The 20916-nt window shown below is 53.0% G+C and carries 20 protein-coding genes and 4 tRNA genes; 14 read left to right on the top strand and 10 right to left on the bottom strand.

Annotation, left to right across the window (positions count from 1 at the left end; translation table 11 throughout):
- Positions 1-31: 31 nt before the first annotated feature.
- Complete coding sequence (seqA, locus tag LZ634_RS07630) at positions 32-601, bottom strand: replication initiation negative regulator SeqA (protein WP_234503612.1); 570 nt, start codon at positions 599-601, stop codon at positions 32-34.
- A gap of 182 nt (positions 602-783) precedes the next feature.
- Between seqA and ybfF the strand changes: the two genes are divergently transcribed.
- From ybfF to fur, 4 genes are all read left to right on the top strand, one after another.
- Positions 784-1548, top strand: coding sequence for an esterase (ybfF, locus tag LZ634_RS07635; protein ID WP_234503615.1), 765 nt, complete (start codon positions 784-786; stop codon positions 1546-1548).
- A 130-nt stretch (positions 1549-1678) separates the two neighbouring features.
- A complete protein-coding gene (gene ybfE, locus LZ634_RS07640) occupies positions 1679-1972 on the top strand; it encodes a LexA regulated protein (RefSeq protein WP_234503617.1) in 294 nt (97 codons plus the stop codon).
- A gap of 151 nt (positions 1973-2123) precedes the next feature.
- Entirely contained in the window at positions 2124-2654 is a 531-nt protein-coding gene (fldA, locus tag LZ634_RS07645; RefSeq protein WP_234503619.1) for a flavodoxin FldA, read from the top strand.
- A gap of 296 nt (positions 2655-2950) precedes the next feature.
- Complete coding sequence (fur, locus tag LZ634_RS07650) at positions 2951-3403, top strand: ferric iron uptake transcriptional regulator (protein WP_061283437.1); 453 nt, start codon at positions 2951-2953, stop codon at positions 3401-3403.
- A gap of 115 nt (positions 3404-3518) precedes the next feature.
- On the opposite strand, the gene chiQ is transcribed toward fur, so the two are convergent.
- From chiQ to nagE, 4 genes are all read right to left on the bottom strand, one after another.
- On the bottom strand, positions 3519-3854 hold the full coding sequence (gene chiQ, locus LZ634_RS07655; RefSeq protein WP_234503621.1) for a ChiQ/YbfN family lipoprotein: 336 nt from the start codon (positions 3852-3854) through the stop codon (positions 3519-3521).
- 50 nt (positions 3855-3904) lie between these two features.
- Positions 3905-5311, bottom strand: a complete 1407-nt coding sequence (gene chiP, locus LZ634_RS07660; protein WP_234503622.1) for a chitoporin ChiP — start codon at positions 5309-5311, stop codon at positions 3905-3907.
- A gap of 421 nt (positions 5312-5732) precedes the next feature.
- Entirely contained in the window at positions 5733-7391 is a 1659-nt protein-coding gene (gene glnS / locus LZ634_RS07665; RefSeq protein WP_234503623.1) for a glutamine--tRNA ligase, read from the bottom strand.
- Between the two features lie 184 nt (positions 7392-7575).
- Positions 7576-9522, bottom strand: coding sequence for a PTS N-acetyl glucosamine transporter subunit IIABC (nagE, locus tag LZ634_RS07670; RefSeq protein ID WP_234503625.1), 1947 nt, complete (start codon positions 9520-9522; stop codon positions 7576-7578).
- A gap of 342 nt (positions 9523-9864) precedes the next feature.
- Here nagE and nagB point away from each other — a divergent pair, with 342 nt between their 5' ends.
- The 5 genes from nagB (at position 9865) to asnB (ending at position 15977) form a co-directional block, all read left to right on the top strand.
- The gene (nagB, locus tag LZ634_RS07675) at positions 9865-10665 is read left to right on the top strand and encodes a glucosamine-6-phosphate deaminase (protein WP_234503627.1); all 801 of its coding nucleotides are present in this window, start codon (positions 9865-9867) and stop codon (positions 10663-10665) included.
- A 58-nt stretch (positions 10666-10723) separates the two neighbouring features.
- The gene (gene nagA, locus LZ634_RS07680; RefSeq protein WP_234503629.1) at positions 10724-11872 is read left to right on the top strand and encodes an N-acetylglucosamine-6-phosphate deacetylase; all 1149 of its coding nucleotides are present in this window, start codon (positions 10724-10726) and stop codon (positions 11870-11872) included.
- 8 nt (positions 11873-11880) lie between these two features.
- On the top strand, positions 11881-13101 hold the full coding sequence (gene nagC / locus LZ634_RS07685) for a DNA-binding transcriptional regulator NagC (RefSeq protein ID WP_234503631.1): 1221 nt from the start codon (positions 11881-11883) through the stop codon (positions 13099-13101).
- 67 nt (positions 13102-13168) lie between these two features.
- On the top strand, positions 13169-13921 hold the full coding sequence (locus LZ634_RS07690; protein ID WP_234503634.1) for an HAD-IIA family hydrolase: 753 nt from the start codon (positions 13169-13171) through the stop codon (positions 13919-13921).
- Positions 13922-14315: 394 nt separating this feature from the next.
- Positions 14316-15977: an asparagine synthase B gene (asnB, locus tag LZ634_RS07695; protein ID WP_234503637.1), complete on the top strand. Its 1662-nt coding sequence runs from the start codon at positions 14316-14318 to the stop codon at positions 15975-15977.
- A gap of 73 nt (positions 15978-16050) precedes the next feature.
- Here the strand turns inward: asnB and LZ634_RS07700 are convergent, their stop codons facing one another.
- The 5 genes from LZ634_RS07700 to LZ634_RS07720 are packed head-to-tail and all read right to left on the bottom strand — an operon-like array spanning position 16051 to position 19757.
- On the bottom strand, positions 16051-18135 hold the full coding sequence (locus LZ634_RS07700; protein WP_234503640.1) for a heavy metal translocating P-type ATPase: 2085 nt from the start codon (positions 18133-18135) through the stop codon (positions 16051-16053).
- On the bottom strand, positions 18132-18434 hold the full coding sequence (locus tag LZ634_RS07705; RefSeq protein ID WP_234503644.1) for a YtxH domain-containing protein: 303 nt from the start codon (positions 18432-18434) through the stop codon (positions 18132-18134). The genes LZ634_RS07700 and LZ634_RS07705 overlap by 4 nt, the downstream gene beginning before the upstream one ends.
- Positions 18421-18732 carry a hypothetical protein gene (locus tag LZ634_RS07710; RefSeq protein WP_234503646.1) on the bottom strand — a complete coding sequence of 104 codons (312 nt, stop codon included), beginning with the start codon at positions 18730-18732 and terminating at the stop codon, positions 18421-18423. The genes LZ634_RS07705 and LZ634_RS07710 overlap by 14 nt, the downstream gene beginning before the upstream one ends.
- Complete coding sequence (locus LZ634_RS07715) at positions 18716-19411, bottom strand: hypothetical protein (protein WP_234503648.1); 696 nt, start codon at positions 19409-19411, stop codon at positions 18716-18718. Before LZ634_RS07715 ends, LZ634_RS07710 begins: the two co-directional genes overlap by 17 nt.
- A gap of 19 nt (positions 19412-19430) precedes the next feature.
- Complete coding sequence (locus LZ634_RS07720) at positions 19431-19757, bottom strand: HMA2 domain-containing protein (protein ID WP_234503650.1); 327 nt, start codon at positions 19755-19757, stop codon at positions 19431-19433.
- Between the two features lie 205 nt (positions 19758-19962).
- On the opposite strand from LZ634_RS07720, the gene LZ634_RS07725 reads away from it, so the two are divergent.
- The 5 genes from LZ634_RS07725 to LZ634_RS07745 all read left to right on the top strand — a co-directional run bounded on the left by LZ634_RS07725 (position 19963) and on the right by LZ634_RS07745 (position 20907).
- On the top strand, positions 19963-20328 hold the full coding sequence (locus tag LZ634_RS07725) for a hypothetical protein (RefSeq protein WP_234503652.1): 366 nt from the start codon (positions 19963-19965) through the stop codon (positions 20326-20328).
- 199 nt (positions 20329-20527) lie between these two features.
- A tRNA-Met gene (locus LZ634_RS07730) sits at positions 20528-20604 on the top strand.
- Positions 20605-20612: 8 nt separating this feature from the next.
- A tRNA-Leu gene (locus tag LZ634_RS07735) sits at positions 20613-20697 on the top strand.
- 23 nt (positions 20698-20720) lie between these two features.
- A tRNA-Gln gene (locus LZ634_RS07740) sits at positions 20721-20795 on the top strand.
- Between the two features lie 37 nt (positions 20796-20832).
- A tRNA-Gln gene (locus LZ634_RS07745) sits at positions 20833-20907 on the top strand.
- Positions 20908-20916: the final 9 nt, after the last annotated feature.

Here is a 20916-nt window from a genome sequence, read left to right on the forward strand (position 1 = left end):
GCCTGGTCCTTCTTATGCAAGGGTTAGATTTTCAGTATGAAATGGTACCGCAAACCTTTTCAATCAGCTCCACCGGGAACTGCATTGACTGCATGATATGTTCGACCATGCTGCATTTACGGCCTGTATTCGTGTTGGTAATGACCCAGTATGGCGTATCCGGCACCTGTTTAGGTTTCGTCTGGTTACCGTTTTTCAGCAGCGTCTGCTCATCGGCAGCAAAGTAGACGCGGGTGCGACCATGGAGCGATTCGGTGGCTTCAGCAAAGGCTTTGTTGTCCAGCGAATAGAGCGTGGTCAGGATCAGCATAAAGCGGTTTACCGCTTTTTTCTGCTCGGCGTATTCGTCGGAGAGCAGCAGTTCACGCATCGCGCGAACTTTGTCTTTCGTCGTTTTAACCGTTTTAACTTCAGCAACGGGAGCAGCAGCTGGCGCAGGGGCCGGTTCTGCTTTGACGACCGGCGCTGCGGCAACAGCAGGCTGTGAAGCGGCGGAGAATTTCAGCATACGCCGTAAAATGTCGGACGCGCTCTCGCCAATGTGCAGAGTGTGAGCCGCAATATAGCGATAGAGCTCGTCATCAACTTCGATCGTTTTCATCTTAATCCGGTGCAATAATTTTTCTGAATACAATTCATTGGGATTATAAAGTCAAAACCCAACAGCGGGTAGCGCCAAACCAGGAACGCGGCAAAATTCGGATGAGTTCCTTACTTGCCCCTGAGCGTTAGAATGTCCAACATGATACCCTAACCCGACAACGCGAAAAAAAGAACTTTGCTATGAAATTGAATGTCCGAGCGCAATCTGCACAAAACCTGCACAATAATTCCCCCATCGTCCTCGTCCACGGCCTGTTTGGCAGCCTGGACAATCTCGGTATCCTTGCCCGCGACCTCGTTGCCGACCACGATATCATCCAGGTCGATATGCGTAACCACGGGCTGTCGCCGCGTTCGGAAGAGATGAACTACCCGGCCATGGCCCAGGATCTCCTCGATACGCTTGACGAGCATAATATTGAAACCGCAACGCTAATTGGCCACTCCATGGGCGGTAAAGCGGTGATGGCGCTGACCGCACTGGCACCAGAGCGTATCGACCACCTGGTGGCGATTGATATTGCGCCGGTGGATTATCATGTTCGTCGTCATGATGAAATTTTTGCGGCGATCAATGCGGTGACCAACGCCGGCGTGGCCACGCGTCAGCAGGCTGCCACGGTGATGCGCGAGTTCCTCCATGAAGAAGGGGTCATCCAGTTTCTGCTGAAATCGTTCGTTGACGGTGCCTGGCGCTTCAACGTGCCGGTGCTGTGGGAACAATACCCGCACATTGTTGGCTGGGAAACTATCCCCGCGTGGAATAAGCCTGCGCTCTTTATTCCTGGCGGCAATTCGTCGTACGTCACCGAAGCCTATCGAGACAGCCTGTTAGCCCAGTTCCCGCAGGCCAAAGCACACGTTATTGCCGGTGCCGGTCACTGGGTTCATGCGGAAAAACCAGACGCTGTAATGCGCGCTATCCGCCGTTACCTCGCAGAGTGATTAAAAATGCATCGACCGCGCGCCAGAATGGCCGCGGTCGTTGGCGTGCGGGTTCCACTGATGTATGATTGCGCGCTGTCTGCGCTGGGCACTGCCCGGTAGCTTGTTTTCCCCGAAGTCACTCAGAATCATGGCAAAAGAACAAACGGACCGTACGACACTAGATTTGTTCGCAAATGAGCGTCGCCCGGGAAGACCAAAAACCAATCCGCTTTCGCGTGACGAACAGCTCCGCATCAATAAGCGTAATCAGCTAAAACGCGATAAGGTTCGCGGGCTTAAGCGCGTCGAACTGAAGCTGAATAACGAAGCCGTTGATGCACTCAACGAGCTGGCGACTGCCCGTGATATGAGCCGCAGCGAACTCATCGAAGAGATGTTGATGAACCAGCTTGCGCTGCTGCACGGACAGGGGAAAGTCTGAAAAATCCCCCCAAAACACGCTTTCATGTAGCAGAGTGTGCAGTCCGGCACGATTGCTGTTTCCGCACACTGCGCTGTTCTGCTATGATTGCCCTTATCTGTGGGCAATAAGCCACCACCATATCATTAAGTTTCAAGAGGTTATTTTACTCATGGCAATCGTTGGCATCTTCTTCGGTAGCGATACCGGAAACACCGAAAATATCGCAAAAATGATTCAAAAACAGCTTGGTAAAGATGTCGCTGACGTGCATGACATCGCCAAGAGCAGCAAAGAAGATCTGGCTGCGTTCGATATCCTGCTGCTGGGTATCCCAACCTGGTACTACGGTGAAGCACAGTGCGACTGGGATGATTTCTTCCCGACGCTGGAAGAAGTCGATTTCAACGGTAAACTGGTTGCGCTGTTCGGTTGTGGCGACCAGGAAGATTACGCGGAATATTTCTGTGATGCCCTGGGCACCATTCGCGATATTATTGAACCACGTGGCGCAACCATCGTGGGTCATTGGCCAACCGCAGGCTACCATTTTGAAGCGTCTAAGGGACTTGCCGATGACGATCACTTCGTGGGTCTGGCAATTGACGAAGACCGTCAGCCAGAATTGACCGCGGAGCGCGTTGAGAAGTGGGTTAAGCAGGTGGCTGAAGAACTGCACCTGGACGAAATCAAAAACGCCTAATCGCAATAATGAGGTGCAATTATCAAACTGCACCTCATTAATAGGTAAAAGCAATTAAAATAATAGCTACAAATTTTTAACTTTTTATCGCATACCTGTACAATATCTTCTGATTTAGCGCAGGTTCATCGCTCAGTTTGTCGGTGAAGCCTCGTTTTTGAAAGCTTAGCTTACCCGGGCCTTGCTGTTTTCATTTTGATAGGGCCATTCTATAATGAGACGCATTAATTCGGGTGCATTCTCTGTGAAACTTTCGCTGATGGAAGTTAATCGTTTAGCAACAGGACAGATTCCGCATGACTGACAATAATACCGCATTAAAGAAGGCTGGCCTGAAAGTCACACTTCCACGGTTAAAGATTCTGGAAGTTCTTCAGGAACCTCATAACCACCATGTCAGCGCGGAAGACTTATACAAACGCCTGATCGACATGGGTGAAGAGATCGGTTTAGCCACGGTTTACCGCGTACTGAACCAGTTTGATGACGCTGGCATTGTGACTCGCCATAATTTTGAAGGCGGCAAATCCGTATTCGAACTGACTCAGCAGCATCACCACGATCACCTGATCTGCCTCGACTGCGGCAAAGTTATCGAGTTCAGCGATGATTCGATTGAAGCGCGCCAGCGTGAAATCGCCACCAAGTACGGAATTCGCTTAACCAACCATAGCCTGTATCTTTACGGTCACTGCGCTGAAGGCGACTGCCGCGAAGATGAACACGCTCACGACGGCATCGAGAAGTAACGACCGCCGCTCGTCAAAAAACCAGCCATTGTGTGCTGGTTTTTTTTTGCCTGTCGGTCTGGTATCGACATAAAAAAACCGCTGCAAGCAGCGGTTTTCAGTTCTTAACACGACATTATTTTTGTGGCGTATTGTTGCTGCGAATTTCCTGCCAAATCTTATCGCACTTGCTGGCAACGGCCTGGTCGTTACCCGTTTTTCTCGCCAGAATACACTGCTGATAATCCAGCACGCGTACGCTTTCCTGATTCGCGAACTGCTCGTGCTTCTTATCTTGTTTCAGCACGTTCAATACGCTCTGGCAGGCCTGGATTTTATCCGGATTACCTTCCGCCGTATTGATACAGGCGCTATAGGCATCTTTCAGTTTGGTGTCTTCTTTCGGCGCAGGTGACTGGACGCAGGCGGTGAGACCAGCAGCCATTAAAGCAACAAGAATCAATTTTTTCATGCGATGAACCTCTTAGCGGCGGCAGAGGTTTCCCCCTGCCGCGTCATGCATCAGAAAATAGTGAACGGTGCGATAACCATGAATTTCACGTCACGCTCGTCCTGGAAGATGTTGCCGTAACCACCGCCCCAGCTTGGAATGTCGGAGTGGTTGTCATACTGCGTGAAGTGCAGTTTGAACAGAGTCCCTTTCGCGCGGCCATCCTGTACGGTGTAAGCCACATCGAGGCTGTAAGCAGACTCTTTGATTTTATTGTTTTTGTCGTAGTAAGCATCCGGGTTCATCTGCCAGGTCGATGGCTTAGCATCCCATGCGTAGACGTAAGACGCGCCCACTGCCCAGCCCGGGAGATCCCAGTTTTTCAGGTCATACATGGAGCCGAAGAACACTGCTTTTTCGCCGTTGGCGTTGAAGTCAGAGCGGTTATCCCACCAGATATCCAGACGACCGTTGGAGGAAGCGTAGGTTGGCGTCATACGCTGCAGGAAGAAGCCCTGCTGACCTTCAGCTTTAACCCAGGTCCCTTCCAGGCGGAAGTCGAAGACCTCTTTCAGCTTGTAGCCGAAGGTTAACGCTTGCAGCCACGCGGTGCCGTCGTAAATATCGTTCACGCCGTGATCGCTCACTTTGTCACGGGTACCGTAGAACTGATAGCTGGTGGTCAGAGGGCCGCCAGGGATATCGAATTTGTAGCTACCTTTGGCGAAGTACTGATCAACATAGCCTTCTGCCTGACCAAATGCCGCTTCCAGCACCAGGTCATTTTTGAAATCGTATTTAGCACCGATGGAGTGCAGGTAGTCGACCTTGGTCTTCTTATCGTTCTGATAGAAGTTATCCATCTCCAGATGCCAAGGTGCCTTGTACTCGTTGGTCCACATGTAGGAGAAGCTCAGTGCACCGTTGTCGCCGTAGTCGAAATTGGCCCCGGCTTCAGCGCCCTGGTAAGTACCAGGCATAAAGCTCCAGTGTGGTGCCAGCAGGGTTTGACCGGTTGGCTGAATGTAACCGGCACGTGCCCAGGTTGGCCCAAGCTTGAATTTAGCCGCCGCTTTATACAGGCTGATACCAGACTTATCACCGCTGTAATCTTCGCTATAACCTTTGTTTTTTGAAGAGAACGCGATTTCGTTCGGGTGGCCACTTTCGCTGCTTTCGTTCATTTCAATCGCGGTAAACGCAGCGATATCAAGACCGAACATATCGGCGGCATAGCCAGACTGGAAGTCGAGGTTGGCGTTCCAGGTGGAGTGAGAAAGGTTGGTTTTATATTTATCGTGATCGGTAACATCTTTACGGTCACGCTCACGCTGCCAGTAATAGATGCCGCCAGTTAATGATGAGTCGTCAATGAACCCTTCAGCTTTTGCATCCGGTGCCATTGTAAAGCCCGACAGTGCTGTCACACCGGCGATAGCCAGCGCCAGCGTACTACGTTTGCCACTAAACGTACGCATAGTTAAATCCTCTTTGACTTTTAAAATGCCGCCGCAAAGCAGAGGCAAAAAAATAAAAACTTTAAAAAAAATGAACTTCTGGAAAAAGGTGTTTCGCTACACCGATAGACTATTTTTCGCGACGCGAATTATCAATCCTTTTCCGCAACAAGAGTGCAGGATTATGACAAAGCGCACATATTTGGTTTCAATGTGTAACGGAGTGCGTTATTAACATTTCCCGTCACCAACCCTTATGGGGCCTGGATGAAATGTTAATGAGAACGCTTACATCGTGATTTTCAAGCGAGGCATCGCGCGATATACGGAGTTCTTAGAACTCGAAGGTATGTATTAATTCGCTGCGCGAAACTACGGATAGGCAATTGGAGGATAAAAAAACGCCGCTCAGAGGCGGCGTTTTGGTAGGGCAAATGACCGTTTAGCCAACCCAGGTATCACGTAAACCGACGGTGCGGTTAAATACCAGCTTGTCAGCGGTGCTATAGCGGCTGTCGAGACAGAAGTAACCCTCACGCTCAAACTGATACGCTTTACCGGCCTCAGCGGCCTGCAGAGATGGCTCGCCATAGCCCTGAGTGATAACCAGTGATTCCGGATTCATCACCGACAGGAAGTCTTCTGCGGCACCTGGATTCGGGACGCTGAACAGGCGATCGTAGAGACGGATTTCAATCGGCAACGCGTGTGCAGCGCTGACCCAATGAATTACGCCCTTCACTTTACGGCCATCGGCCGGATCTTTGCTCAGGGTATCCGCATCGTAGGTACAGAAAATCGTGGTGATATTGCCTTCGGCATCTTTCTCCACGCGCTCTGCTTTCACCACGTAGGCGTTACGCAGGCGAACTTCTTTACCCATCACCAGACGCTTGTACTGTTTGTTCGCTTCTTCACGGAAGTCGGCGCGGTCGATCCAGATCTCTGCGCTAAACGGCACTTCACGGCTACCCATTTCCGGTTTATTCGGATGGTTAGGCATAGAGACCATTTCGCTCTCGCCCTGCGGATAGTTTTCGATGACCAGTTTAACTGGATCGATAACCGCCATCGCGCGTGGAGCGTTTTCGTTCAGATCTTCGCGAATGCAGGATTCCAGAGAAGCCATCTCAATGGTGTTGTCCTGTTTGGTCACGCCGATGCGTTTGCAGAATTCACGAATAGCAGCTGCGGTGTAACCACGGCGACGCAGACCGGAAATCGTCGGCATACGTGGGTCATCCCAACCTTCAACGTGCTTCTCAGTCACCAGTTGGTTCAGCTTACGCTTAGACATCACGGTATATTCCAGATTCAGGCGCGAGAATTCGTACTGGCGCGGATGAACCGGAATAGTGATGTTGTCGAGAACCCAGTCATACAGACGACGGTTGTCCTGGAATTCAAGAGTACACAGTGAATGCGTAATCCCTTCCAGCGCATCGCTGATGCAGTGGGTGAAGTCGTACATCGGGTAGATGCACCACTTGGTGCCGGTCTGGTGGTGATCGGCAAATTTAATACGGTAAAGAACCGGATCGCGCATCACCACAAAAGAGGATGCCATGTCGATTTTGGCACGCAGACAGGCTTTGCCTTCTTCGAAGCCACCGGTACGCATTTTTTCGAACAGCGCCAGGTTCTCTTCCACGCTGCGATCGCGGAATGGGCTGTTTTTGCCCGGTGCGGTCAGCGAGCCGCGGTATTCGCGGATTTGTTCTGGCGTCAGTTCATCGACGTAGGCCAGACCTTTATTGATAAGTTCTACCGCATAGGCATGCAGCTGATCGAAGTAATCAGAGGAGTAGCGAACGTTGCCAGACCAGTGAAAACCTAACCACTCGACGTCGTTTTTGATGGACTCAACGTATTCGATGTCTTCTTTAACTGGGTTGGTGTCATCGAAACGCAGGTTGCACTGGCCTTGATAGTCTTGCGCAATACCGAAGTTCAGGCAGATAGATTTCGCATGGCCGATGTGCAGATAGCCATTTGGCTCTGGCGGAAAACGAGTATGCACCGTAGTGTGCTTACCGGTAGCCAGATCTTCGTCAATGATCTGACGAATAAAGTTTGTCGGGCGGGCTTCAGCCTCACTCATCGTAGATTCCTCAAAGCGTAAACAACGTATAACGGCATATGATCTTATAAGCCGGACGGACTGACAACCTTTAGTTACGCAAAAAATGTCGCAAACGAAAATATTGGGGCAAATTGCTGCAAAAAAAAGCGGCGGAGGATTTCCCCCGCCGCTTAAGGCATTAATCAACTTTACTCAGGAGCGATTATTTACCTTTAATCTCATACAGTGGCGTTTGACCGGCAACTACATGACCTTCGGCTTTGATTACCAAACCACCGAAATCATCGCTGTTGCTGCAAACAACCGGGCTAATCATTGAACGCGCGTTAGCGTTGAGGAACTCCAGATCCATTTCCAGAATTGGCTGACCCGCAACCACTTCCGCACCCTCTTCGACCAGGCGTTTGAAGCCTTTACCTTCCAGCACGACGGTATCGATACCCATGTGGACAACGATCTCCGCACCTTTGTCAGTTTCCAGACAGAACGCGTGGTTGGTGTTAAAGATTTTCACGATGGTACCCGCTGCCGGTGAAACAACGGTTTTATCCGTTGGTTTTACCGCTACGCCGTCGCCTACTGCTTTGCTGGCGAACGCTTCGTCAGGAACCTGTTCCAGAGCAACGATGTCACCAGTGATTGGTGAAACCAGCGCTTCAACGGTGGTCGCGTTAGCCACAGCCTGCGGTTTTACCGCGGCCGCTGCTGCCGGTGCGCTTTCTGCCGCTGCTGCAGCAACCGGGCCACGTGCAACGACTTTCTTCATTGCGTCGCCGACAGATTCAGCTTTCGCACCCACGATGACCTGAATAGTCTGTTTGTTCAGTTTTACAACACCGGAAGCGCCCAGACGTTTACACATCGCATCGCTCACCTTCGCAGAATCACCCACGGTCAGACGCAGACGGGTAATACATGCGTCAATCGCTTTCAGGTTGTCAGTACCGCCAACCGCTGCAATGTAGCTGGTTGCCAGCTGGTTCAGACCTTCTTCGGTGTTGCTGTTGGCTTCTTCAGTCACGACGTTGTCGTCTTTGTCTTCGCGGCCAGGCGTTTTCAGGTTAAACATGCGAATAACCACGCTGAACAGCACGAAGTAGATAACGAAGAACGCCAGACCCATGACTACCAGCATCCAGACGTTCTTACTTGCTGCCGGCAGGCTGTACATCAACACGTAGTCGATAGCACCTGCGGAGAAGGAGAAGCCAGCGTGGATACCCAGCAGCGTGGCGATAAACAGGCTTACACCGGTCAGAATCGCGTGCAGGAGGTACAGCAGCGGAGCCAGGAACATGAACAGGAATTCCAGCGGCTCGGTAACACCGGTCAGGAACGCGGTGACTGCAACGGACAGCAGCATACCGCCAACCATTGGGCGACGCTCTTTCGGTGCGGCGAAGTACATCGCCAGCGCTGCACCCGGCAGACCAAACATCATGATTGGGAAGAAGCCGGACATGAACATACCCGCAGTGCCGTCACCCGCATAGAAGCGGTTGATGTCACCGTGGAAGACTGCGCCAGCGGCGTTGGTGAACTCACCAATCTGGAACCAGGCGATGGTGTTCAGCACCTGATGCAGACCGGTTGGGATCAGCAGACGGTTAATGAAACCGAAGATGCCGGAACCCAGCGCGCCTGCGCCGACGATCCATTCACCACCAGCATGGATTGCGTTCTGCACCGGCGGCCATACGTAGCCGAAGATGGCAGCCAGCACCAGACAGAAGAAGCCAGTGGCGATTGGAACGAAGCGTTTGCCGCCGAAGAAGCTCAGGAAGTCAGGCAGTTTGATGCCTGCCCAACGGTTATACGCGGCACCGCCGACCAGACCGGTAATGATACCCGCCAGCACACCCATGTTAATCGCTGGGTTGATGGTGACCATGGCTTTCGTCAGGACGAAATAACCCACTGCACCCGCCAATGCTGCCGAACCCGCGTTGTCTTTCGACCAGCTGGAGGCCACACCGATAGCGAAGATTAGCGCCAGGTTATCAAAGATTGATCCACCCGCCTGTGCGATGAATGGAACGTTCAGTAAATCTGGCTGACCAAATCGCAGCAACAGCGCCGCCACCGGCAGCACGGCGATAGGGAGCTGTAACGCCCTACCCAGTCGCTGGAAAAAACCTAAAATATTCATCTTATTCCCCCTACGAGACCCCGATACGGCTCATTTAAGCCATTTTTTTATTGTACAAAAAAGCATGTAACTGCGATGTCTTGTAAACTGCATTCACAACTCTTATGGATTGTGAGTGTGTGGAAGTTTAATTCGTATCGCAAATTAAACACGTGTTTTTTGTGACTATTGTCACCAAAAATTGTCAACACCACTCCCTTTCACTGGCTAACTATGAAAACTTATTTTATCATTCAAAAAATCAAAACGGATCGCTCCCTGTCGATGTAAACAGGTTACGCTTAGAGCATGCATGGAGATGCCATCCGCCAACATCTTACATTTTACATATTGAGGTGAAGAATGAGACTGATTCCTCTCGTTAACGCTGAGCAAGTCGGCAAATGGGCAGCTCGCCATATCGTTAACCGTATCAACGCATTTAAACCTACCGCGGACCGTCCGTTCGTGCTGGGCCTGCCAACCGGCGGTACTCCGCTGGCGACCTATAAAGTTTTAGTTGAAATGCATAAAGCGGGCCAGGTTAGTTTCCAGCACGTTGTCACTTTCAATATGGACGAATATGTAGGTCTGGCGAAAGAGCATCCTGAAAGCTATCACAGCTTTATGAACCGTAACTTCTTCGATCATATCGATATTCCAGCAGAAAACATCAACCTGCTGAACGGCAATGCACCGGATGTTGATGCAGAATGTCGTCGCTACGAAGAAAAAATCCGTTCATACGGCAAAATTCACCTGTTTATGGGTGGCGTAGGTAACGACGGTCATATCGCGTTTAACGAACCGGCCTCTTCCCTCTCTTCCCGTACCCGTATCAAAACCTTGACGCACGAAACCCGCGTGGCGAACTCTCGCTTCTTTGACGGCGACGTAGCAATGGTACCAAAATATGCGCTGACCGTAGGCGTAGGTACGCTTCTGGATGCGGAAGAAGTGATGATCCTGGTTCAGGGCGCGCCGAAAGCGCTGGCTCTGCAGCAAGCGGTTGAAGGTAACGTTAACCACATGTGGACCATTACCTGTCTGCAGCTGCACCCGAAATCACTGATCGTCTGCGATGAACCTTCCACCATGGAGTTGAAGGTCAAGACCCTGAAGTATTTCAACGAGCTCGAAGCGGAAAATATCAAAGGTCTGTAATTGTCTTACCGTCCCGTGGCTCGCCGCGGGACAACATTTTTGAACACCGGGGGTCGTAATGTATGCATTAACCCATGGCCGGATTTATACCGGTCACGAAATTCTGGATGACCATGCGATTATCGTCGCCAATGGCCTTATTGAACGTATTTGCCCACTGGCTGATGTACCAGCGAACGTCGAACAGCGTTCCGTTAATGGCGCCATACTCGCCCCTGGCTTTATCGACGTTCAGCTTAACGGCTGCGGCGGCGTGCAGTTCAACGATACCGCCGAAGCGGTGACCGTTGAAACGCTGGAAATCATGCAGAAAGCCAACGAGAAATCGGGCTGTACCAGCTTCCTGCCAACGCTCATCACCACCAGCGACGACCTGATGAAACAGGGCGTACGCGTGATGCGCGAATATCTGGCTAAACACCCTAATCAAGCGCTCGGTCTGCACCTTGAAGGCCCGTGGCTGAACATCGTCAAAAAAGGGACGCACAACCCAAGCTTCGTGCGTAAACCTGACGCCGAACTGGTGCAATTCCTGTGCGATAACGCTGACGTTATCACCAAAGTCACTCTGGCACCGGAAATGGTAGACCCCGCCGTGATTACCCAACTGGCCAATGCCGGTATCGTGGTATCTGCGGGCCACTCCAACGCCACGGCGAAAGAGGCACGTATCGGTTTCCGCGCAGGCATCTCTTTTGCAACGCACCTGTTTAACGCCATGCCGTATATGTCAGGCCGTGAACCCGGCCTGACCGGCGCTATCCTTGATGCCAACGAAATTTACTGCGGCATCATCGCCGACGGTCTGCACGTTGACTACATCAATATCCGTAACGCCAAGCGCTTAAAAGGCGATAAACTGTGCCTCGTCACCGATGCAACTGCGCCGGCGGGTGCCAATATTGAGCAGTTCATTTTTGCTGGTAAAACAATATACTACCGCAATGGACTCTGTGTTGATGAAAACGGGACATTGAGCGGTTCGTCCCTGACCATGATTGAAGGGGTGCGTAACCTGGTCAATCACGCCAATATTGCGCTGGACGAAGTACTGCGCATGGCAACCCTCTACCCTGCTCGCGCGATTGGCGTCGACAAACAGCTGGGCAGCATCGCACCGGGCAAAGTGGCGAACCTCACTGCGTTCACCCACGATTTTAAAATCATCAAGACCATCGTTAATGGCAACGAGGTCGTTACTGAGTAAGAGAAAGTATGACATCAGGCGGACAAGCTCAAATTGGTAATGTTGACCTCGTAAAACAGTTAAACAGCGCGGCCGTTTACCGCCTGATTGACCAGCATGGGCCAATCTCGCGTATTCAGATTGCCGAGCAGAGCCAGCTTGCGCCCGCCAGCGTGACCAAAATCACGCGTCAGCTTATTGAGCGCGGACTGATCAAAGAAGTCGATCAGCAGGCCTCCACCGGGGGCCGCCGCGCAATATCTATCATCACCGAAACCCGCAATTTCCACGCCATCGGCGTTCGTCTTGGCCGTCATGACACGACCCTCACGCTGTACGATCTGAGCAGTAAAGTGGTGGCTGAAGAGCACTATCCGCTGCCTGAGCGCACTCAGGAGACGCTGGAACATGCGCTGCTTAACACCATTGCGACGTTTATTGAATCGTGCCAGCGCAAAATCCGCGAGCTGATTGCCATCTCGGTCATCCTACCGGGCCTCGTCGATCCTGAAAGCGGCGTAATCCGCTATATGCCGCACATCCCGGTCGAAAACTGGCGTTTGGTTGAAGCGCTGGAAAAACAGTTTAAAGTCACCTGCTTTGTCGGTCATGATATCCGTAGTCTGGCGCTCGCCGAGCACTACTTTGGGGCAAGTCATGACTGCGAAGACTCCATTTTGGTGCGCGTACACCGCGGGACAGGTGCCGGGATCATCTCCAATGGGCGTATTTTTATCGGCCGTAACGGTAACGTCGGCGAAATCGGCCATATTCAGGTCGACCCGCTCGGCGAGCGCTGCCACTGCGGTAACTTTGGCTGTCTGGAAACGGTCGCCGCCAACGCCGCTATCGAGCAACGCGTTCGTCATCTGCTGGAGCAGGGCTATCATAGCCGGTTAACGCTGGACGATTGCCATATCAAAACCATCTGCAAGGCTGCCAATAAAGGCGACCCGCTGGCGACTGAAGTGATCGAGCACGTCGGGCGTCATCTGGGAAAAACCATCGCTATCGCCATTAACCTGTTCAACCCGCAGAAAGTAGTGATAGCCGGCGAAATTATTGAGGCCGACCGCGTGCTGCTGCCCGCGATTGAAGGCTGCATTAACACTCAGGTTTTGAAGGCGTTTCGTAAAAATCTACCGGTCGTACGTTCGACTCTCGACCATCGCTCGGCGATTGGTGCTTTTGCGCTGGTAAAACGGGCGATGCTAAACGGCTCTTTGCTGCAGCATTTGCTGGAAGGCTAGTCGTAAGAGGTAATGCTGGGGATAACGTGTATAATTACGCCTCTTTAATACAAACGCCAGGAAGTCCATGACCATTCAGAATGTAATCTGTGATATTGACGGCGTGCTGATGCACGACAACGAAGCCGTGCCGGGCGCGGCAGAATTCGTCGCGCGCGTACTGGATAAAGGTATGCCGTTTGTCTGTCTGACCAACTACCCTTCACAGACAGGTCAGGATTTGGCGAACCGCTTCGCCACTGCGGGCATCGACGTCCCGGACAGCGTGTTTTACACCTCCGCCATGGCAACCGCCGATTTTCTGCGTCGCCAGGAAGGGAAAAAAGCCTATGTTGTCGGCGAAGGCGCGCTGATCCATGAGTTGTATAAAGCCGGATTCACCATTACCGACGTCAACCCGGATTTCGTTATCGTCGGCGAAACCCGCTCCTTTAACTGGGATATGATGCACAAGGCCGCATTCTTCGTGGCCAATGGCGCACGCTTCATCGCCACGAACCCGGATACCCATGGCCGTGGGTATTACCCGGCCTGTGGCGCACTTTGCGCAGGTATCGAAAAAATCTCTGGCCGGAAACCATTCGTCGTGGGCAAACCCAGCCCGTGGATTATCCGCGCCGCGCTCAACAAGATGCAGGCTCACTCGGAACAGACGGTTATCGTGGGCGATAATCTTCGCACCGACATCCTGGCTGGCTTCCAGGCCGGGCTGGAAACGATTCTGGTCCTCTCCGGCGTATCCACCATCGATGACATCGACAATATGCCGTTCAGGCCATCGTGGATTTACCCGTCGGTCGCCGAAATCGAGATAATCTAATTTTCCTGCCGTGGTCATCCATAACGGCAATACCGATGCCCAGCCGGGCATCGGCCTGATTTACCGCACTCCCTTCCCTCTTTTCTTCATGCAACTCTTTAGCTGTCACGCACGTTCCCCTGCAATGCCTGGCGACTTCGCTATCTATTCGCACCTGAAGAAGTTGAATCGTCAAAAAAATCGCAATAAAAATGATGATCCATCAATAATAGAGAGATTCACATACGTATTTTTTAGTATTCATTAACCCCTATTGAATTATTTCTTCCCGAGGCCGAAAAAGCCTTGCACCCATCGCCCCTTTACGGCATTTTTTTAGTCATGCAAAGGCACCGCGATAGCGCAGCGCCACACAATAAAACAGCACAACACCACAGGGTTAACGGAGAAGTCTATGTGTTCTATTTTCGGTGTATTGGATATTAAAACTGACGCGGGCGAGCTGCGTAAAAAAGCGCTTGAGCTCTCCCGCCTGATGCGCCACCGTGGCCCAGACTGGTCCGGTATCTACGCTTGCGACAAAGCCATTCTTGCACATGAACGCCTGTCGATTGTTGACGTCAACGCCGGCGCTCAGCCGCTGTACAACGAAAAGAAAACGCACGCCCTGGCAGTCAACGGTGAAATCTACAACCATCAGGCGCTGCGTGCAGAATACGCCGATCGCTATCAGTTCCAGACCGGTTCTGACTGTGAAGTGATCCTTGCACTGTATCAGGAAAAAGGTCCGGACTTCCTCGACGAGCTGGAAGGCATGTTCGCCTTCGCCCTGTACGACAGCGAAAAAGATGCTTACCTGATTGGCCGTGACCATATCGGTATTATTCCGCTGTATATGGGCCATGATGAATTCGGTAACTTCTACGTCGCGTCTGAAATGAAAGCGCTGACGCCGGTCTGCCGCACCATTCAGGAGTTCCCGGCCGGTAGCTACCTGTGGAGCAAAGACGGCGAAATTCGCCAGTATTATCAGCGCGATTGGTTCGACTATGACGCGGTGAAAGACAACGTTACCGACAAAAACGAACTGCGCCAGGCGCTGGAAGAGTCGGTGAAAAGCCATCTGATGTCCGACGTGCCTTACGGCGTCCTGCTGTCCGGCGGCCTGGATTCTTCCGTTATTTCGGCTATCACCAAGAAATTCGCCGCACGCCGCGTGGAAGATCAGGAACGTTCAGAAGCCTGGTGGCCTCAGCTGCACTCCTTCGCCGTTGGCCTTGAGGGTTCCCCTGACCTGAAAGCAGCTCGGGAAGTGGCAAACCACCTCGGCACCGTGCACCATGAAATTCACTTCACCGTGCAGGAAGGTCTGGATGCGATTCGCGACGTTATCTACCACATTGAAACCTACGATGTGACGACTATTCGCGCCTCCACGCCGATGTATCTGATGTCGCGTAAAATCAAAGCGATGGGCATCAAGATGGTGCTGTCCGGCGAAGGGTCTGACGAAGTATTTGGCGGCTACCTGTACTTCCATAAAGCGCCAAACGCCAAAGAGCTGCATGAAGAGACCGTGCGTAAGCTGCAGGCGCTGCATATGTACGACTGTGCGCGTGCAAACAAAGCGATGTCCGCCTGGGGCGTGGAAGCGCGTGTGCCGTTCCTGGATAAGAAATTCCTCGACGTGGCGATGCGCATCAACCCACAGGATAAAATGTGCGGCAACGGCAAAATGGAAAAACACGTGCTGCGTGAGTGCTTCGAATCCTATCTGCCAGCAAGCGTGGCATGGCGCCAGAAAGAGCAGTTCTCTGATGGTGTCGGCTACAGCTGGATTGATACGCTGAAAGAAGTCGCGGCGAAACAGGTTACTGACCAACAGCTGGAGACGGCGCATTTCCGCTTCCAGTACAACACACCGACCTCAAAAGAAGGCTATCTGTACCGCGAAATCTTTGAAGAACTGTTCCCGGTACCAAGCGCCGCAGAGTGTGTCCCTGGTGGCCCGTCCGTGGCATGCTCTTCAGCAAAAGCAATTGAGTGGGATGAAGCGTTCAAAACCATGGACGACCCGTCAGGCCGTGCGGTAGGCGTGCACCAGTCTGCATATTAGTCAGCGTGATGCTTAAATAGAAAAGCCCTCTGATGGTGACATCAGGGGGCTTTTTTTTGGGCGAGGGTTAAGTCTACTCCCCGCGACCCTTCTTCGCTGCCAGCGAACGCAATAGCACACCCAGCGTGGTGCCGTTATGCAGCATCGCACTTGCGCCCGGCGACAGCCAGCCCAGTGCGGCCGCCAGCATAATGGCGCTATTAGTCCACTCGGTTAGCTTGATGTTGCTGTTCACCAGCTTCATCGCTTCCGTTGATAGCTGGCGGGCGGTGATAACGCCGTGCAGATTATCCTGCAACAGCACCGCATCAGCCGCCTGCTGCGCCAGCTCGGTGCTTTGGTTCATCGCTAAACCCACATCCGCCTGAGTCAGCACCGGCGCATCGTTAATCCCGTCGCCGACAAACAGAACTTTATGCCCCGCCGCCTGCAAGGCCCGCACAACCTCAACTTTGCTTTCCGGCGTCGCTTCAGCAACGTAGCGGTCGATGCCCACGCGCTCTGCCAGTTGGCAGGCTTTCTCCGCGCGGTCGCCGGTCAGCAGTACCACCTGACGAATACCCGATGCTTTGAGCTGAGCAATGACCTCGGAAGCCTCATCACGCAGATGATCCTGGAGACCAATCATCCCCACCAGCTGATCGTCGAAACCGATAAACAGCAGGTGACGCCCCTTCGCTTCCAGCTCGTTGATTTCATCCTCATACGGTGAGAAATCAATATCGTAGTGACAGTCGAGGAAGTGGCGGCTACCGATCACCATCTGATGATCTTCCAGCGCGCATAGCAGGCCGTGGGCGATAACGTATTCCACTTCACCGTGCGGAATATGCGGCAGCTCATGGTGCTCTGCCGCCGCGACCACCGCATGTGCCAGCGGATGGTTGCTGTGCTCTTCCACCGACGCAGCAATCGCCAGCAGACGCTTAGCCTGCACAAGTTGGTCGTTGAAGCTGATAACGTCGGTGACCTGCATCTGGTCGTGAGTCAGGGTACCGGTTTTATCAAACACCACCGTATCGACGTCTGCCAGCTTCTCAATCGCCCTGCCGCCTTTGAGCAACAGTCCGCTCTGCGCGGCACGATACATAATCGACTTAAAGGCGATAGGCGTGCTGAGCTTCAACGCGCAGGAGTAGTCAACGAGGAATACCGATGCCAGGCGCTCCCAGCTGCGGGTCATCGCGAACACAGCGGCACCGACGCCCAGCGTGATCGCCACGCGGCGGTCGGCCATTTGCTGCGTGACCTGCTGCGTTTCGCTACGCTGGGTCAGGGAATCACGGATAAAACGGCGGATGTGCGCAGTAGAAGAAGATTCGCCCACCTGCTCGGCGGTTATCGCCACGTTCCCTTCCTGGATTTGCGTTCCCGCATAAACCCATGAACCCGCTTCGCGGCGCACCGGCACGCTTTCACCGGTCATCGACGCCTGATTGACCTGAGCCACACCGCGCAATACGGTACCGTCTGCCGGAATATTGTCTCCCGGGCCAAGCAGCATCACGTCGCCAGTCACCAGCTCGCTGCTGTTGATCTCAACGCTTTCACCCGCACGTTCCACCCATACCGGATGCTCGCGCGGCTGCATGAGATCGGCTAACAGCGCATCGGAATGACGGCTGGTCTCCTGCTCCATGTATTCGCCAAGCGTCAGCAACGATTGGGTCAGCATGGCGGTACGGTTATCGCCCCGCAGCATCGACAGGCTGAGAGCCAGCGCATCCAGTACTTCAACCTTGAGTTGGCCCTGGCTTAAAGTATGCGCCCCTTCCAGGATAGTCGGTGCCGTCAGCAGCGCCGCCGGCAGACGCGCCCAGCGGTCAGGTAAAACCTGCGTCAGCGCCAGACCTGCGAGATTGAGCAGGTTGTCACCGCCGCAATACTCGGTTTCAAACTCAATGTCGTCCGCCGTCTGCCAGTCAAGCTCACTCACCGCCGCCACGATGTCCGCCGCTGAGGTCCGCGCGCGATCCCATTCAATCACCGCGCTGCGCGCTGAAGGACGAATACGTACGCCGCTAACGCCGGGAAAGGTGAGGATCTGCTGTTTCAGCCATCCTGCGGCATCAGGGTAATCTTTCAGCGCGGATACCCGCAGGCGTACGCGTCCTGGGATCTGGTGAACGATAACCACACGTTCGCCTACAGCACTCACGCGATATCATCCTTATTCTGGCTGCGGTAGTAATCGACCTCTGCCTGTAGGTCCGCAACGCGTTCCTTCAATTCTTCCATTTCGCCCCGTACGGTTCCCCAGGCTTTGCTTGCCGTATTGGTGATCCCTTGCTGCACGTTACGATTGGTCAACAGATAGGTGATAGCAGCCCCCGCGACCAGACCCGTAATCAGATGCGTACGGCTATTGGTGGCCGCTGGCATTTGTACCGGCATCGCCGCTGGGTTCGGTTCCCACATCCCGGTGTACGGGTTATACAGGTACTCAGGCTGATTCATTTTTTCCTCGCTTAGCTATCGCATCCATCAGATAAAGTGAAGCGGCGCCTACCCCGATAATAGTCAGGACGGACTCCAGCGGGCGGGCTTTATTGGCATCCGCAATCGCCATCACCGTGCCGCTGATAAGGCTGGCTTTTGCCGTCTCCTTTATCACCGTACAGGCCGCTTCGTTCAGCGTTTGTTCGCTCTGCTGATAACGCTGCCATTCCCGTAGGCAGGCAGCGCTTCCGCCGACAAGCGCGCCGGCAACGGCGGCGCGGCTTACCCGGCTATTTCTGTCACGGCTGTTGTTCATCCGCTACGCCCTCATCGTCAAATGGCATGGCAGTAGGCTGACGATGACGCTCAACGGATTCCTGGAAACCGTCTTTACCCGCCTTCATGGTGTCGCGGAAAATCGCGGCGCTGGAGGTGGCTGTGTCTTTAATAGCCTCAGAACCGTTTTTCACGCCATCTTTCACTTTACTGGAGCCCGCTTTCAGCATGTCGCCAGCACCAGCCAGCGTCTGCATCAACATGCCACGCACGGAATCGTTGGTCAGTAGCAGCGTGACGGCCGCGCCGACCATTGCCCCTTTCCAGAATTCTTTATCGTCCATCCCCACGGTGCTGATGATGTTCTTCAGCAGGCCTGCCTGATCGCCCATCGCGCCATCGACCACATGCTGTGCATACTGACTCCAGTCAACGCCCGGCGCAGCAGCATGATGATGCTGGTGATGTGGGTGATGCGGTTGAGGAAACTGCGGTGGCACGGCCCCCTGCGGGAAGCCCATCGGAGGAAAACCCATCGCCATCTGCGGTGGCATCTGCATTTGCGGCTGCGGCGGAACCTGCGGCTGAGTCGGCATCTGTCCATTCTGCGGCCAGGCCATGCCCTGCGGCATTGGCGGGTACGGGTACCACGGATAGCCGTATGGCGGGTAGTAGCCTGCTGGTGGTACCTGCTGCGCGTTGGTGTCATTAGTGCTCATGATGACTGCCCTTATTCATTTAGTGAGAGGGATCGAGAATGGCGGCGAGTTGCTCCAGCGCTTGTTGCGCTTGTTCGCCGTCATGACCAAACAGTTGATTTAAAATCTGTGGGCGAATAGCTGCCGCATCGTATTCGAGGACGATGGAGCCGCTATCGCTATTGATCTGATAACGCCGGAGGTACCCTTCAGGGTGGCAATAAGCATCAAGCTGTTTGAGCTTGCCCTGACTCAGGCTGGCAATCAGCTTGTTAGAAAAACGCAGGCGTAAACGCCCGGGTATATGGTGTGCCACTTCAACAAAGCGGCGCAGCGTCAGTAAGTCGCCAAAAGATTCGGCAGGCATATCAGTTAATACCCAGATATTTATAAGTGGTATTAATCAAATCACAGATGTAGAGCACCAGACAGTGCTAATCGACCTTCTTTTGCGGTGTATCAAAAGCCAGGGTGCGATTCTTTTTTGCACTGAGTGCGGTGAGCGCTGGACACGGGTGTAATGCAAATATAAATTACTCTCATTACTACTACATAAGTAAAATGAGGCGGCTATGACTCCTTACCTGCACCAGACCCCCAATCGCATTCGTATCCGTTCCAGCTGGATCCAGCGCCATCCGCAGGAAGTTTCGCGACTTATCGAAACCCTACGCGCCCGCGACGGTATCCAGGAGATCGTCCACCGTTTATATGCAGGATCGGTAGCCATCAATTTCGACTCCTCACGCGTTTCATCCAGCGAGCTATTAACACAGCTGGAACAGGCGCAGTGGCTGAGCAGCCAAAAAGATAAAAGCTATATAGAGAACACATTACGCGTTGGCGCCGGTCATTTATTGAAAACGCTGGCTTTTGGTGCATTAAAGCGTACAGTCGGTGGCCCGGTTGTTTCTATCGTCAGCGTATTAACCCGATAACCCTTTATGGATTGCGGGTACTTTCACCGCACTGAATAACGGTAAATAACCAATAATTGCCGATTATTGCGCCATGCTGTTCGCAACCTAACCAAACAGTCACATTCCAGTGAATTTCATTGAAAAAGGTGTTGACGGTATTGGGCTCAATACGCATAATGCGCCCCGCAACGCCGATAAGGTAACGCGAAAAAAAGATGGCTACGTAGCTCAGTTGGTTAGAGCACATCACTCATAATGATGGGGTCACAGGTTCGAATCCCGTCGTAGCCACCATCTTTTTTGCGGGAGTGGCGAAATTGGTAGACGCACCAGATTTAGGTTCTGGCGCCGCAAGGTGTGCGAGTTCAAGTCTCGCCTCCCGCACCATTCACCCGTAAGCGTTGCACGGATGGGGTATCGCCAAGCGGTAAGGCACCGGTTTTTGATACCGGCATTCCCTGGTTCGAATCCAGGTACCCCAGCCATATTTTCTTCGATATTTGCGGATTGCCGCGACGGTATTGGGGTATCGCCAAGCGGTAAGGCACCGGTTTTTGATACCGGCATTCCCTGGTTCGAATCCAGGTACCCCAGCCATCGAAGAAT

It is taken from the genome of Kluyvera intermedia (genome assembly GCF_021440345.1).
GTDB lineage: Bacteria > Pseudomonadota > Gammaproteobacteria > Enterobacterales > Enterobacteriaceae > Kluyvera > Kluyvera intermedia_A.

Excerpts from the sequence above, each read along its gene's own strand:
- seqA (WP_234503612.1), bottom strand. The coding sequence starts at position 601 with ATGAAAACGATCGAAGTTGATGACGAGCTCTATCGCTATATTGCGGCT.
- ybfF (WP_234503615.1), top strand. The coding sequence starts at position 784 with ATGAAATTGAATGTCCGAGCGCAATCTGCACAAAACCTGCACAATAAT.
- ybfE (WP_234503617.1), top strand. The coding sequence starts at position 1,679 with ATGGCAAAAGAACAAACGGACCGTACGACACTAGATTTGTTCGCAAAT.
- fldA (WP_234503619.1), top strand. The coding sequence starts at position 2,124 with ATGGCAATCGTTGGCATCTTCTTCGGTAGCGATACCGGAAACACCGAA.
- fur (WP_061283437.1), top strand. The coding sequence starts at position 2,951 with ATGACTGACAATAATACCGCATTAAAGAAGGCTGGCCTGAAAGTCACA.
- chiQ (WP_234503621.1), bottom strand. The coding sequence starts at position 3,854 with ATGAAAAAATTGATTCTTGTTGCTTTAATGGCTGCTGGTCTCACCGCC.
- chiP (WP_234503622.1), bottom strand. The coding sequence starts at position 5,311 with ATGCGTACGTTTAGTGGCAAACGTAGTACGCTGGCGCTGGCTATCGCC.
- glnS (WP_234503623.1), bottom strand. The coding sequence starts at position 7,391 with ATGAGTGAGGCTGAAGCCCGCCCGACAAACTTTATTCGTCAGATCATT.
- nagE (WP_234503625.1), bottom strand. The coding sequence starts at position 9,522 with ATGAATATTTTAGGTTTTTTCCAGCGACTGGGTAGGGCGTTACAGCTC.
- nagB (WP_234503627.1), top strand. The coding sequence starts at position 9,865 with ATGAGACTGATTCCTCTCGTTAACGCTGAGCAAGTCGGCAAATGGGCA.
- nagA (WP_234503629.1), top strand. The coding sequence starts at position 10,724 with ATGTATGCATTAACCCATGGCCGGATTTATACCGGTCACGAAATTCTG.
- nagC (WP_234503631.1), top strand. The coding sequence starts at position 11,881 with ATGACATCAGGCGGACAAGCTCAAATTGGTAATGTTGACCTCGTAAAA.
- LZ634_RS07690 (WP_234503634.1), top strand. The coding sequence starts at position 13,169 with ATGACCATTCAGAATGTAATCTGTGATATTGACGGCGTGCTGATGCAC.
- asnB (WP_234503637.1), top strand. The coding sequence starts at position 14,316 with ATGTGTTCTATTTTCGGTGTATTGGATATTAAAACTGACGCGGGCGAG.
- LZ634_RS07705 (WP_234503644.1), bottom strand. The coding sequence starts at position 18,434 with ATGAATCAGCCTGAGTACCTGTATAACCCGTACACCGGGATGTGGGAA.
- LZ634_RS07710 (WP_234503646.1), bottom strand. The coding sequence starts at position 18,732 with ATGAACAACAGCCGTGACAGAAATAGCCGGGTAAGCCGCGCCGCCGTT.
- LZ634_RS07715 (WP_234503648.1), bottom strand. The coding sequence starts at position 19,411 with ATGAGCACTAATGACACCAACGCGCAGCAGGTACCACCAGCAGGCTAC.
- LZ634_RS07720 (WP_234503650.1), bottom strand. The coding sequence starts at position 19,757 with ATGCCTGCCGAATCTTTTGGCGACTTACTGACGCTGCGCCGCTTTGTT.
- LZ634_RS07725 (WP_234503652.1), top strand. The coding sequence starts at position 19,963 with ATGACTCCTTACCTGCACCAGACCCCCAATCGCATTCGTATCCGTTCC.